Origin of the sequence: Azospirillum sp. INR13 (assembly GCF_015390205.1) — a bacterium.
Lineage (GTDB): Bacteria > Pseudomonadota > Alphaproteobacteria > Azospirillales > Azospirillaceae > Azospirillum.
The window spans coordinates 72,789-85,529 of record NZ_VUOI01000021.1; the positions used below are offsets into that span (position 1 = coordinate 72,789).

General features: G+C 65.8%; 9 protein-coding genes, 1 pseudogene and 1 CRISPR repeat array. Of the genes and pseudogenes, 1 reads left to right on the forward strand and 9 read right to left on the reverse strand.

What is annotated here, in order from left to right; all coding sequences use genetic code 11:
• Positions 1-59 precede the first annotated feature (59 nt).
• The 9 genes and pseudogenes from F1643_RS15470 to F1643_RS15510 all read right to left on the reverse strand — a co-directional run bounded on the left by F1643_RS15470 (position 60) and on the right by F1643_RS15510 (position 12,072).
• Positions 60-1,709 carry a CRISPR-associated helicase/endonuclease Cas3 gene (locus F1643_RS15470; RefSeq protein ID WP_194914100.1) on the reverse strand — a complete coding sequence of 550 codons (1,650 nt, stop codon included), beginning with the start codon at positions 1,707-1,709 and terminating at the stop codon, positions 60-62.
• Complete coding sequence (locus tag F1643_RS15475; RefSeq protein ID WP_194914102.1) at positions 1,706-1,906, reverse strand: hypothetical protein; 201 nt, start codon at positions 1,904-1,906, stop codon at positions 1,706-1,708. The genes F1643_RS15470 and F1643_RS15475 overlap by 4 nt, the downstream gene beginning before the upstream one ends.
• Before the next feature lie 71 nt (positions 1,907-1,977).
• On the reverse strand, positions 1,978-2,340 hold the full coding sequence (locus F1643_RS15480) for a CRISPR-associated endonuclease Cas3'' (RefSeq protein WP_194914105.1): 363 nt from the start codon (positions 2,338-2,340) through the stop codon (positions 1,978-1,980).
• Between the two features lie 226 nt (positions 2,341-2,566).
• A CRISPR array of direct repeats spans positions 2,567-4,934; the repeat unit is 32 nt; unit sequence GTCGCCCTCCCCGCGAGGGCGTGGATTGAAAC.
• A 60-nt stretch (positions 4,935-4,994) separates the two neighbouring features.
• A pseudogene (locus F1643_RS15485) lies at positions 4,995-5,937 on the reverse strand (IS630 family transposase).
• Between the two features lie 635 nt (positions 5,938-6,572).
• Positions 6,573-7,169, reverse strand: a complete 597-nt coding sequence (locus tag F1643_RS15490) for a hypothetical protein (protein ID WP_194914107.1) — start codon at positions 7,167-7,169, stop codon at positions 6,573-6,575.
• On the reverse strand, positions 7,166-7,801 hold the full coding sequence (locus F1643_RS15495) for a ParA family protein (protein WP_194914109.1): 636 nt from the start codon (positions 7,799-7,801) through the stop codon (positions 7,166-7,168). Before F1643_RS15495 ends, F1643_RS15490 begins: the two co-directional genes overlap by 4 nt.
• A gap of 97 nt (positions 7,802-7,898) precedes the next feature.
• The gene (locus F1643_RS15500) at positions 7,899-8,837 is read right to left on the reverse strand and encodes a replication protein RepA (RefSeq protein ID WP_194914110.1); all 939 of its coding nucleotides are present in this window, start codon (positions 8,835-8,837) and stop codon (positions 7,899-7,901) included.
• A 767-nt stretch (positions 8,838-9,604) separates the two neighbouring features.
• A complete protein-coding gene (locus F1643_RS15505; RefSeq protein ID WP_194914111.1) occupies positions 9,605-11,140 on the reverse strand; it encodes a Fic family protein in 1,536 nt (511 codons plus the stop codon).
• A gap of 365 nt (positions 11,141-11,505) precedes the next feature.
• Positions 11,506-12,072 carry a hypothetical protein gene (locus tag F1643_RS15510; protein ID WP_194914112.1) on the reverse strand — a complete coding sequence of 189 codons (567 nt, stop codon included), beginning with the start codon at positions 12,070-12,072 and terminating at the stop codon, positions 11,506-11,508.
• Positions 12,073-12,082: 10 nt separating this feature from the next.
• Here F1643_RS15510 and F1643_RS15515 point away from each other — a divergent pair, with 10 nt between their 5' ends.
• Positions 12,083-12,442 carry a hypothetical protein gene (locus F1643_RS15515; RefSeq protein WP_194914113.1) on the forward strand — a complete coding sequence of 120 codons (360 nt, stop codon included), beginning with the start codon at positions 12,083-12,085 and terminating at the stop codon, positions 12,440-12,442.
• Positions 12,443-12,741 lie beyond the last annotated feature (299 nt).

A 12,741-nucleotide genomic window follows, 5' to 3' on the forward strand; every position in this document is an offset into this window, starting at 1 on the left:
ATTTTGTCGTTATCGCCCGCATACAGCAAGCCGCAATATGGATTCCCGTTGGAAATAACTCACACGATATTCTCATCGTCAGTCCGATCCCTTGGATCGCGCGCCCTCAATCCAAGGTCGTCGTCGTACGCATCTCCGTCCGCAAGCACGAGGAACTGCTTGTCCGGCCCCACCGCCTGCAGCGTTCCTGCCGCCAGCAGACGCAGCGCCCTCGACCGGGGGGCCGACACCGTGTGGCGTTGCAGCTTGCGGGCCAGCGCCGCGGGACGCTCCGCCGTGCGCAGGGCGGCGGCCCAGCCACGGGCCTCGTCCGTCCGGGGCGTGATCACCGCCATCTGGTCGTCGTCGATCAGCCGGAATCGCTCAGCCACCTCCCGGAAAGGCAAGGCATCCATCCGCCCTGCCCCATCGAAGGCCGCCCAGGCTCCGCAGACGTCGAAGGGATCGCTGCCGTCGTTGCTCCGGCCCCTCCGCCCCGTGGCGTAGAGGGCACGGAAGTAGGACTCCAGCACCGCCGGATCCAGTGCATCGTCCCAGTCGCGGCCATAAAGCACCTCGCGCGCCTTGTCGCGGCGGCGGTTCAGGTCGGCCAGCTTCAAGGCGCGCTCCGTCTCGAACACCAGCACGGTGCCCAGCGCGCCCTCCCCCAGTTCGCCATGCCGGTTGCAGCGCCCGGCGCTCTGGGCCACCGAATCGAGTCCGGCCATCGCCCGCAGCACCAGCGGAAAGCTGACATCCACCCCGGCTTCGACAAGCTGGGTGGAAACGACCCGGCACGGCCTTCCATGCTTCAGGTCGTCGCGGATGGCGTCCAGCACCGTGGTGCGGTGTTCGGCGCACATGGCGGCGGACAGATGGCGCAGCCCCTCCACCTTCCGGCCTTTCAGCAGCAGGAACAGGTCGGCGGCATGCGGCCGGGTGTCCACCACGCACAGCGCCTGTGGCGCTTCGGAAAGACGGTCGGCCAGCGCCTCGTCGTCGAGGGGGCCGACATGCTCCACGCGGACACGCCTCATGGCATGGTGCAGGCGCTCCGGCTCCGGCACGATGGGCATGATGTCGGGAAGCCCGAAGTCCAGCGGCCGGTCCTTGCCGAGCGCCGGCTGCGTCGCCGTGCACAGCAGAACCGTGCAGCGATAGCGCTCCACCAACTCGCGCAGCACGGCCAGGCACGGGCGCAGGTGCGGCACCGGCAGCAGTTGCGCCTCGTCCAGCACGATCACAGAGCCGGCGACATTGTGCAGCTTGCGGCAGCGCGACGGCCGGCCGGCGAAAAAGGATTCGAAGAACTGCACCGCCGTGGTGACGACGATTGGTGCGTCCCAATTCTCCGCCGCCAGCTTGTGCCGGTCGGGACCGCTGCCCTCCTCCGCCTCCCGGCCCTTCGCGTCCTGGGGCGGGCGGTAGGCGCAATGATGCTCCACCACCGCACCGGGCAGGCCGACGAAGACCCGGTCGCGGAACTCCTGGCCGGTCTGCTCGATGATGCTCAGATAGGGAATCACGTAGATCACCCGCCGCATTCCATGTTCCCGGTGGTGCCGCAGGTGGGCCAAGCCGAAGGCGAGCGAGGACAGCGTCTTTCCGCCGCCCGTCGGCACGGCCAGGGAAAATACCCCCGGCGGCATCAGGGCGGCGGAGCGGCAGCGGTCCAGCACCTCCTTCCGGATGGGGTTGACGGGGCTACGGCTTTCGGCCTTAGCCATCATCTCCGCCAGATAGCGGTCGAGCGCCGCCGCCAGCGCGTCCGGATCCGGGCGTGGCCCCGCTCCGCCGCCATATCCGGATCGGAAAAGGCTTCGGTCGCCAGCGCGTCGGCATCGGTCAGACAGGAAAACAGCATGCGCACGAACAGCGACGCCTGGAATCCGTTGCCGAACGTCACCGGCGGCAGGCTGTCCGGCAACAACGGCGCGACCTCTGCCGTGAACCCCGCCCGCGCCGCCGTCGCGGAGAGCGATTCGGCGATCCGCCCTTTCAGGCCGCTCCTCTCCCCTCCCCCACCGTCAGGAAGCCCGGCATGGTGACGGCCACCGCGTAGGCCAGCATCCAGCCGGCATGATCCTTGTACCGTTCCAGAGCGTAGACGGCCCCGGCGGTGGAATGGTCCACCTGCCCCCGCCTGCCGTTGGGCATTGACAGGTACTCTTGAAAGGCTTGAGCATATTTGCCGGCATCGTGCAGCAGGCCCAGCGCCCTCGCGAAGGCGGCGGCCGATCCGTCCGCCAGCAAGTGGGCACCGAAGCTGTGTGCGATCCGGGCGACGAGTTCCAGATGCTTGCACAACGGCTCCCATTCCGCCTTGGGCCGATCAGGCAGGGTATGGGCGTAGCAATCCATGACATCCTCGCGCGATGGTGGCCCTCCACCCTACCAGCGCTCTCGCAGTTGCGCGAACCCCAAGCTCCCATGGATATGCTTGAAGGTTCGCACGGCCAACAGACACAGGGACATCAACGCATTGAACATCACATGGTAGTTTTTCCGCCGTCTGCTTGGCGTCGAGAAAGCGGGTTCGCGCAATGGAGCCTATTCTCCGTTGAACTACAAAAGCTTAAGCTCTGGCGGTCGCCCTCCCCGCGAGGGCGTGGATTGAAACACCAAGGTCAAGGACACTGCGGCCAACGACAATGGTCGCCCTCCCCGCGAGGGCGTGGATTGAAACCAGGCTGAGACCATCGTGAACGGCGCCATCCCGGCGTCGCCCTCCCCGCGAGGGCGTGGATTGAAACATCTGCTCCAGCGCCTGTTGCAGCTGCTGGACGGGTCGCCCTCCCCGCGAGGGCGTGGATTGAAACTTGTTGATGGCCGTGTGGCTCACGCCGTGCTGACGGGTCGCCCTCCCCGCGAGGGCGTGGATTGAAACTTTGACAATGCCCAAACCGGCACGCTGCCCTGCCGGTCGCCCTCCCCGCGAGGGCGTGGATTGAAACTTGTCCTGGCCGAGGATCCGCACGATGCGCTGCCCGTCGCCCTCCCCGCGAGGGCGTGGATTGAAACTTGTCCTGGCCGAGGATCCGCACGATGCGCTGCCCGTCGCCCTCCCCGCGAGGGCGTGGATTGAAACAATCTCGAGCTGCAGCATCGCCCGGCGCGCGGCGGTCGCCCTCCCCGCGAGGGCGTGGATTGAAACGGCCTGAGCGTCGCGCAGCTCCTCGTCACCGGCAGGTCGCCCTCCCCGCGAGGGCGTGGATTGAAACAGGCCCCAGCGACGGCGGGGAGGATGGCAAGCAAGTCGCCCTCCCCGCGAGGGCGTGGATTGAAACAACGCCCTCCGCGCCGGCGGCGCCGTGTTCGCCGGGTCGCCCTCCCCGCGAGGGCGTGGATTGAAACACGCTGGTGTCGTCCTCTGTGTGTGGGGGCGGTCATGTCGCCCTCCCCGCGAGGGCGTGGATTGAAACCGGTCATGGTTCGGAAGCGCGGGCGGGACACAGGTCGCCCTCCCCGCGAGGGCGTGGATTGAAACATGCTGTGACCTATCCCCTCGCAGACACGTACCGGTCGCCCTCCCCGCGAGGGCGTGGATTGAAACCTGCGACCGCCGATCAACCACATAGTCATGCAGATGTCGCCCTCCCCGCGAGGGCGTGGATTGAAACCAGATGCTCAACCGTTGCCGCGTCCACCACGATCTGTCGCCCTCCCCGCGAGGGCGTGGATTGAAACGGCAAATCATCCGTCTGAGAAAGATGGACAAGGCGTCGCCCTCCCCGCGAGGGCGTGGATTGAAACATGGCCTGTCGCCGGCTTACTGCGACCTGTGCCGGTCGCCCTCCCCGCGAGGGCGTGGATTGAAACAATGACCCCGCTTGAAGCCATCGTCCTCAACGCCGTCGCCCTCCCCGCGAGGGCGTGGATTGAAACACGCAAGGAGCGTGACGACGGCATCCGGGCCGGGTCGCCCTCCCCGCGAGGGCGTGGATTGAAACGCGCCTGCCTGGGCCTGATCGGCACCTGCGGTGTCGCCCTCCCCGCGAGGGCGTGGATTGAAACTTCGCCGCGTCCGTCACCCCGCCCAGCGTCGCCACGTCGCCCTCCCCGCGAGGGCGTGGATTGAAACCCGTTGGAGGTCTGATGGACGCCGGCTTGCTGCAGCTGTCGCCCTCCCCGCGAGGGCGTGGATTGAAACAGCGCTCATCGGTCTCCTCCTGGGGCTGGAGGGCGGTCGCCCTCCCCGCGAGGGCGTGGATTGAAACTTCCTCGCTCTCATCGGCCCGCCGGCTGGGCTCGTGTCGCCCTCCCCGCGAGGGCGTGGATTGAAACCGGTGCTTGGTGATGCCGCACGGACGCCAGCCGGGTCGCCCTCCCCGCGAGGGCGTGGATTGAAACTTCCATGTCTTTCAGCCGTTTGGCGGCGGCTGAGTCGCCCTCCCCGCGAGGGCGTGGATTGAAACCTGTCGGCTCCGAGATCATCGCCATCGTCCGTCGCGAGTCGCCCTCCCCGCGAGGGCGTGGATTGAAACTCTGCCGAGACGGCGGGGTCGACCGCCACGACGAGTCGCCCTCCCCGCGAGGGCGTGGATTGAAACGGGTACTTGTCAGCGATGGGCAGGCGCGGGGTGGTCGCCCTCCCCGCGAGGGCGTGGATTGAAACCCTTCCGGCGCTCAGCGCATCGGCGTAGCAGGCGGCGTCGCCCTCCCGCGAGGGCGTGGATTGAAACTCTCATTGCGGCGGATTGGCCCGCTGCCAGAGGTCGGAGACGTCGCCCTCCCCGCGAGGGCGTGGATTGAAACAGGTGCGAAGGCGATATTCGCGCTTACGGACGACCCGTCGCCCTCCCCGCGAGGGCGTGGATTGAAACTTGCTGAGTACGACGGCCACGTCCAACCCATCGGCGTCGCCCTCCCCGCGAGGGCGTGGATTGAAACAGCACGCCATCGCTCACGGCGCAGAACACTCCCGTCGCTCTCCCCGTGAGGGCATGGATTGAAACTCAATCCCATCAATCCTGTGGTGGAAGCAGTCGATCGCCCTCTCCTGGAGCGTTTTCCGATCAGGATGAATATCCGGCATTTTTTGAAGAGGTTCCGGCACTCGTCTGGCTTGTATAGGTCGATGATGCGTCCGATGGCGCTTCAGAGCTCGTCACGGGTACGCTCTTCGGCCTTTCGCAGCAATGTCTTGAGCTTGGCGAAGGCTTGCTCGATGGGGTTGAGGTCGGGGCTGTAGGGCGACAGGTGGAGGACACGCGCGCCCCGCGCCTCGATGGCTTCCCGGACGCCGGCCACCTTGTGGCCGGAGGGGTTGTCGAGGATGAGGATATCGCTGCTTTGCAGCGTCGGGCTCAGAACCTGCTCGACGTAGGCGCGGAAGGCGGTGGCGTTGATCGGTCCGTCGAGCACATAGGGGGCGACGATGCCGGTGGCGCGCAGTCCGGCGATCAGCGTGGTCGTCTTCCAATGCCAATGCGGGACGGGGGCCAGAAGGCGCAAGCCGCGTGCGCAGTGGCCGTGGCGCCGGGTCATGTTGGTGCTGGCCCAGGTCTCGTCGAGGAACACCAACCGCTCGGGATCGAGGGTCGGCTGACGGCGGATGAAGGCGCGTCGGGCCTCGACAATGTCATCACGCTGCTGTTCGGTGGCGTGCCGGCTTTTTTTGAGCGTGAGGTTCTGGGCCTTGAGGAAGCACCACTCCGTGCCGAGGCTGACGCTCACGCCATGTCGGGCGCTCAGTTCGGAGCGGATCTCCTCCAGCGTCGGGTCGGGATGGTGGGCGGGCAACGTCAGCACCGCCTCACGGTGATCGTTCAGGCACAAGCGATGGTCGCCACCCATCGACCATGCCTGGGCATGCCGCTGCGTGTTCAAGCGCTTGGCCCAGCGGGTCGCCGTGCCGACGCTGATGCTGAACCGGGATGCCGCCGCGGGCGCCGAGCAACCGCCCGACACCACCGCGGCAACGCGATCTCTGAGATCCTGGGAATATGGGCCCGTCATCTCCGGCCCCGGGAAGGTCAATCGATCCTCATGGACGCGTCGATTTCAACGCGCGAGAAAATCCCACAAAAAGAGCCCGATTCAACTCGGTCGCAAGTCGCTATGGCCGGGCGCGCCGTCCGAAAGGAGCTGTAGTTCAAATGTCGGCTCGTATCGGCAGTGCTGTCTAACGGATCGAGCAGCGGATGAACCACATCACCAGCACCGCCCAAACAGGCTGGAACACCATATGGCAGCGAAGCAACTGGAATAGGTGTGTGCCGCGCGCTCGGCCATGCTGACGGCTGTTCGTGGCGGTTCCGCTCAGCCACACCGGGCCGGCTAACCTACTCGACCTCATACCCTAAGCCAGGGCGTCGCCCGCGAGGCAGGAGCGGGCATGGGACCGGTGGACGGGGGCGGCACTGCCCCGGCGCCAGTTGATTGCCAGGGGAGGCAGTTTCATGTGTCGCCCGACATCCGTGACCATCGCCCCGCTTTCGATGAAAGCAATTCACCTCGAAAGGAGAGGGCGACGACTTTGTCTGCATCGGCCTGCCCAGTCAGGCCGGTATGACGTATCACGCCCAGCGCCAAGCCTTTGCCAGCGCCCCCGGGAATGTCGCGACAGGGGAGGGGGGTGACCGCGTGGCGGCTCAGGACAAGGCGGCGAGTTCGGCTTCCAACTCCGCAAGCCTTTCGGCCCAGCGCCGCTTCTCATCCTTCGCCCGTTCGATTTCCCGCAACAACTCGGCACGACGGTCTGTGGACGGGGCAGGGGAGGGCGCTCGCAGGCGCTTACGGAAAGCCGTCAGTTCGGCCTTTCGCACCGTCGGCCGAACAAGCCCTTCCTGCTTGGCGACCTTCAGCTCATCCTCTTTGAGGGAGGTCAGCAGATATGCGGCTTCCGATTCCTTCGGGAGTTCGTTCGGCCCGACAAAGCCGTTGCGCAACGCAGCGGCCACCGTCATGTACCGGTTGGCGCTCTGGTAACTGAGGTTGCGCAAGGCACCGGTCTTGATCTTCTCGTTGATGAGCTTCACGAAATTCCCATGCGGTACGCTCGCTTTCCAGTCGAGAAGAACCTCGCCGACCAGGACGAACCGCTCCCGGCTCTCTTCCAGGAGGCGGTTGATGGCGTCTTCAAAACTCTCGCCGGCTAGAGTTTTGACGGCTCCTGCCGGGACAAGCGCAGGGGCCTGAATATCATCGAACCGGATGTCCGACACGGCCGTCTTGGTGGCCTTCCTCATGACTTGAACCCCAGCTTGGATGCGACGTACTGCCAGAGCGCCACGAAATCCTCCACCGACTTGGCTCCGGTCACTTCGACGACGCCGAGGCCAGCGGCATAGCTGCGGTAGACCTCCGCCAAGTCCGGAAGGTCCACAGGCGCGACTTCGCCACCTCCGGCAAGACCACGCCGTGCATCGGTAACCTCCTTGACCCTGGGCTTTACCTTGTTGAGGACAAAGGTGGCCGCCTTCCCCCGTGAGCGGATGAGTGTGAGCGTGCCGCGAACGGACTCCAGATCCTCGGGGGTCGCCTGGAGAGGTGTCAGGATCAGGTCGGCCTGGTCGATCAGCTTTTCGGCATTGGGACGGATCGCCGTCATCTCGATCGCGGTTGGAGTGTCAATCACCAGCAGGTCGATGCCGTCCAGCGGCTCGACCGGATCCGACATTTCGGCAAGTGAGTCTTGGTAATGGTCAATGGTAGGCGCGTTCTCGGGCCGCTTCTGCCACCAGCGGGTCAGCGTGCCCTGGGGATCGGTATCCAGGGTTGCCACACGAAGCCCGGCCGCCGCCGCTGCGGCAGCCATGTTGCGGGCAGTCGTTGTCTTCCCGACGCCACCCTTGCCGTTCAGCACCAACAAGATTTTCACCGCAGCCTCCACAATTCAGCCGGAGGATGGGAGACGGAAGGGGAGGGTGTCAACGGGTGTGGGGAAGTTCCAACCGTCTATTGGAATTTCCCCACGGTCACCGGCCGATGAGCCGTTCGGGAATCGGGGGAGGGGAGGGGTGCAGGACGAGGCCCCTCCCCTCTTCGTCTTCAATGACCTTTGCTTCCGGGTAGACCGACAGCGCATAGGCCAGAGCGGTCCGGAATTCGGGTTTGAAGTAGCGAAGCGTTGCACCGGTCCCGAATTGGTCGAACACAGCCTTCCAGCTCACCGGCTTCGCTTTTTCGAGCACATGAAGGCGATAGGCCAGCCAGACATAGATGTCGAAGGCCATGCTTTTACCGGCAATGTGGCGGATGGCGGGTTCCCAGACCGGGACTGGATGCTCCTTCAACAGGCGGAAAAACGCTTCGGATAGTGACACGCGGTCGTCCCAGAGATCGCCTTGCTGGTCAAGGCCGCGCAGCCTGATTCCACCTTCGACGAAGGAACCGTTCCGGAAGCCCTCGGTCTGGCCATCGCACCAGTCGAAGGTCAGGGTACAGCGCGAGATCCGCTCGGCTTGGTTCCGGACCTCGGTGTAGGTCTTTCCACCAACCGCGACGCCCATCCTGTCCAGCCATTGGTTCATGGAGCGGCCGAGCTCGACCACGGGCGAATTCGTCCGGACGGCTTGGGTCTGGAGGTACAGCAGGATCAGGCGTGCCTTCGAGCCATATGGAACGCCGATCTTTCGGTAATCGTCGGCCGTACGCGGGTTCGGAACCTTTTTGGTCTCGCCGGGCTTGATCAGAAGCGATAGATTGCCGTTGCTGCGAACCCAGTTCTGTTCGTCATCCAGACGGCGGTGGGGCAGGGCGGTCAAACAGAAGCCGGAGTAGGTGATTCCGACTTCGTTGCTTTCCTCTTCCAGGATATTGGCGGCGATGTTGAAATACGGGATTTCTTGCTCGCTGATCATGCGGCGAGCAGCCTCACGGCCGTGTTGGACGATCAGCTTGTGAACCTGTGTCATGCCGAGCCTCCACCTATCCTTCCCAACGGAACCACGATGCCGTTGGAGTTTCCACTTGGAACTTCCCCACGCAAGCTAATTGGTAAGCTAATTGAGACTCTATTTGTAATGTGCGGGGAAGGTCCAAGGGATAACGCCGAGTCGCGTGGGGAAGCTCCAAACCAGCGTGGGGAAGGTCCAATGCCGTTCGGCCGGGAGAACGGCGATTCGTAACGGCGGCTGTGCTCATAGAAGCGCGAATCGGGGAAGAGGTTGGAACTTCCCCACACCCTTTGGACCTTCCCCACGGAGTTGGTGCGACTTTACGGTCTATTTGCTGTCGGACGGGTTGCCGGAGCGGATGAGGGTGAAGTTTCGAGGGGGATGACGACGTCTTCCGATCTCCGCTTTACCGGCTGCTGAGCTCCCCATGCTGTTGAAAGGCAACGCGTGGCGCCGCCATCACGTCCCTTTGTGACGCTATGGGCATCGCAACAGGGCGGAGTGTTGCGCGGGACTTCGGGGCGCGTGGCAACCGGACGGTCCGGTCCATGCCGGAGGCTGTTGCGCGCCGGGGAATGGAAATGCGGACCACGGCGGGCGCGACCTTGCGGGCTGCCGTCCGGTCGCGCCCGCCTCCTCGGCAGAGGCGGTGGAGTTGCTGGTCGACGGCACCGGCGTGAAGCCGTGTGGGCCGGGTGGGCAGCTGGTGGAAATGCAGGGAATGCGGCGACGAATACCGGGATCGCGCTCCGGACTTCGGCGCTTGGTTCACGGCCTATCGGCGATCAGACATCGTCCTCGCCGGAGGGTGGCGCGCCAGCGGCGTGCACGATCCGCTCCAGATCGTCGATCTCGGCATCCGACAGCTCTGAGAACAGCTTGAGCCGCTTCTCCTTGCCGACCCGGTTGTTCTGCATCACCAGCCGCACCAGCTGCGCCGCCTTCCGGTTCGGCATGTCGATGCGGTCCATCACCCCTGCATCGCGCGGTCGAAGACCTCGACGAAGAGGACCTCCTCCTTGAGGTCGCGCCGCACGGTGTCGATGACACAGCCGTACAGGTACTCGGCCTGCGGGGTGGCATCGAAAGTAGCGGTAGAGGTGGTCGGTCCGGTTCCGGACGGCGATGGCCGGGCCGTCCTCGGACGCACCGGCCTCCCATGCCCAGTCGATGTGCGGTGCGATCGCGCGTGAGAAGCGCTCCAGCGCCGCGTCGTAGGCCGCCTGGTCGCGCACGATGGCGGCCGAGACCGGGAACAGGATACCCGGCGGGGTGAAGCCCGCCTCGTCCAGCGTGTGGTGGATCAGGTAGCGATGGATGCGCCCGTTGCCGTCTTCGAACGGGTGGATGAACACGAAGGCGAAGGCAATCGCGGCTGCCGCCAGGACAGGGTCGATCCCGGCCCCCTTCAGCCGCGCAACCAGCCCCGCGAAACCTGCCATGAGGGAGCGCACGTCTTCAGGCTTGGGGCAGATGAAGTGGATGATCTCCCGGTGCCCGGTCGAGGATTCGCCGACGAAGTTCTGGAAGTCGCGCCATCCTGCCGCCGCATAGCGGCGGTCGACGATGACGTTCTGCAGCCGGGTCTGGTCCTTCTCGCTGGCCGGATCGAAGTCGCGGACCGACCGCAATGCCGCGATGAAGCGCTCTGCCTTCGTGCCGCTAGCGGTTTCCCCCTCGATGGCGAAGGTCTCCTTGGTTTCCTTGGTGTAGAGATAGGTGATCGCGCGGGCCAGGATCTGCGGGTCGCAGCCGCGGACCAGAGCTGCGGCCTCCTCCCGGATGCCCGACCGGAGCAGCGCCTCGATCTGCGGCGTTCGGCGGATCACCGGGCAGAGGGCGGGGGTGCCGAGCAGGTTGTCGGTGACGCGGTGGCGCCGCGACGGTTCGCCCGGCAGCACGATGTGCTTGTCCGGCAGCAGCGCGGGCGTATAGCCGACGGCGCCGGCGTCGGGGAGATCGAGCTGCACGCCGGTGAGCCACTCGTGGAAGAACCAGGCGCGCCGGGCGAAGGTCCCGTTCGGCTCGCTGCGGATCCACGCCTCCAGGTCCGCCGTCGCCATGCTCTCGAAGGCCGGCCGCAGAATCGCGAGGTCCATCGGTTCGTAGCGGAGGGCGAACTTCAGATCCATCTCCGGCGTGTCGCCGTAGTCGTAGGACGCAAGGTAGCGCTCGATGGTGCGGTGCGCCTCGACGACCTGCCGTCGCTGACCGCTGCCGACGATGGAGATGACGCTCGGCTTGGGCACCGGCAGATCGAAGCGGGCGACGAGCCCCATGAGGCCGGTGTAGCGCTCGCCTTCGCGCAGGGTGTCTGGCATGTTGGGTTCCTGGGATCGCAAAAGGCTTCGCGGCTGGCCGGCCGGCTGCGGAAATCTTCACGATTCCGCGAAAAACTTCAAGAATCGAACGTCGTCCTCAAAAACCTTCACGCCGAGCCCGATCCCCCCGTCTATAGGCGGCATTGCCGAACTCGCTCGTGTGCGCCGGGAACGGCCCGTTCTACGCTTCGGGTGGCAGTACCTCCGCCCGCTGTCACTGTTCGGCGGCCCCTTCGCAGCACCGGAGGCCGGGGACATCCCGCCGGATCACGGGTGCTCAAGCGCAGAATCCGGCGCTGCGTCGATCACCACCACCGACAGCAACTCGCGCGCACTGCCCGTCAGCCGGTTCACGAGCGCCGTCTTCAACTCCCCCGCCGATGCCGGTGGCGGCGAGCCGTGGCGCCGAACCAGAACACAAGATACACGCCACGTCCGCCCGCCAGCGGATCGGCCGTGTAGAAGCCGCTGAAACTGCCCTTCCGCCGCCGTCCACAGCGCATCGTGCATCTGCCGTTTGATCTCGATGGGCAGTCCGTGCTGTAGCGGCCGATATAATCCCGTGCCCGCTTTCCCGCCAGATGGTCGACAAGCTGATCCGCTGGCAGCTGTTCCGGATACAGGCGCCGCAGCAGGGAAGCCCGGAGGTCCTGCCGGTGTTCCGCCACCGTACCGTCATGCACCGCGTCCGCGCCTACCTCACGGCCTTCCTGATCGCCTTCTGGAAACATGTGCGCGACGCGCGCGGCGGGCTGTCGCTGCTGGTGCTCGACGACCCGCAGGAATTGCTCGACCCGAACAACCGGCACCTCCTTGCGGACGGCTTGGGCCATCTGCTGGGAGTCGGCGCGACGCTGCTGGTTTCCACCCACGACAGCCGCTTCGCCCTGGAGGTGTGCGGCAGCCGCCGCTGCCGCGTGGACCTCGACCACCGGTCGGTGCATGCCCGCAACGCCAAGCGCCCATGCACGCAGCTGGCCCCCTCGGTCGCCGATCTCGACCGCAAGCAAGGCCTTCGAAGAGGACGACGACGCGCACGGCGCGGCGCGGGATTATGCCAACGAGTTCCGCATCTTCATCGAGGCGCGGATTTCCGACCTCTTCGACCGGCCCGCCTATGCCCAGCCGCGCAAGCTGGCGCTGGGCGAACTGCTCGACGAGCTGAAGCGGCAGTCGCGCACGGCCGAGGGGTTGTCGGGCGCGGCGTTCGACGCCCTGCTCGCCGAGCCCGCGTTGCGGTCGGGCAGCACCTTCCGCGACCTGCTGAACCGGGTCTCCATCACAAGGACGCGCGCGAGGTGACCTGTGGCGACGTCAAGCACCATGTGAAGGATTTCGACCGGGTCCGCCGCCTCATCCTCGACGCGCATGACGAGCATCGGCGCTGGCTGCGGCGCGATGTGGTGGGGCGGGGCGCGGCGCGGCTCCGGTCCATGTGCTCGATGCCGTGCGGCGTCCCAGCTTCGGCGTGCTGCACCGTGCGCTCGACCTCGCCGCCTTCTCCTCCGCAGAAGGCGGCGGGGGCGGCGAAGGGGACGGCAGTGCGCTGTCCGATGGGTGGTTCTTGGACAAGGCGCTGTTCGTGCTGTGCGCCGACACGC

Excerpts from the sequence above, each read along its gene's own strand:
- F1643_RS15500 (WP_194914110.1), bottom strand. The coding sequence starts at position 8,837 with ATGACACAGGTTCACAAGCTGATCGTCCAACACGGCCGTGAGGCTGCT.
- F1643_RS15490 (WP_194914107.1), bottom strand. The coding sequence starts at position 7,169 with ATGAGGAAGGCCACCAAGACGGCCGTGTCGGACATCCGGTTCGATGAT.
- F1643_RS15515 (WP_194914113.1), top strand. The coding sequence starts at position 12,083 with ATGCCCGCAACGCCAAGCGCCCATGCACGCAGCTGGCCCCCTCGGTCG.
- F1643_RS15470 (WP_194914100.1), bottom strand. The coding sequence starts at position 1,709 with ATGATGGCTAAGGCCGAAAGCCGTAGCCCCGTCAACCCCATCCGGAAG.
- F1643_RS15505 (WP_194914111.1), bottom strand. The coding sequence starts at position 11,140 with ATGCCAGACACCCTGCGCGAAGGCGAGCGCTACACCGGCCTCATGGGG.
- F1643_RS15480 (WP_194914105.1), bottom strand. The coding sequence starts at position 2,340 with ATGGATTGCTACGCCCATACCCTGCCTGATCGGCCCAAGGCGGAATGG.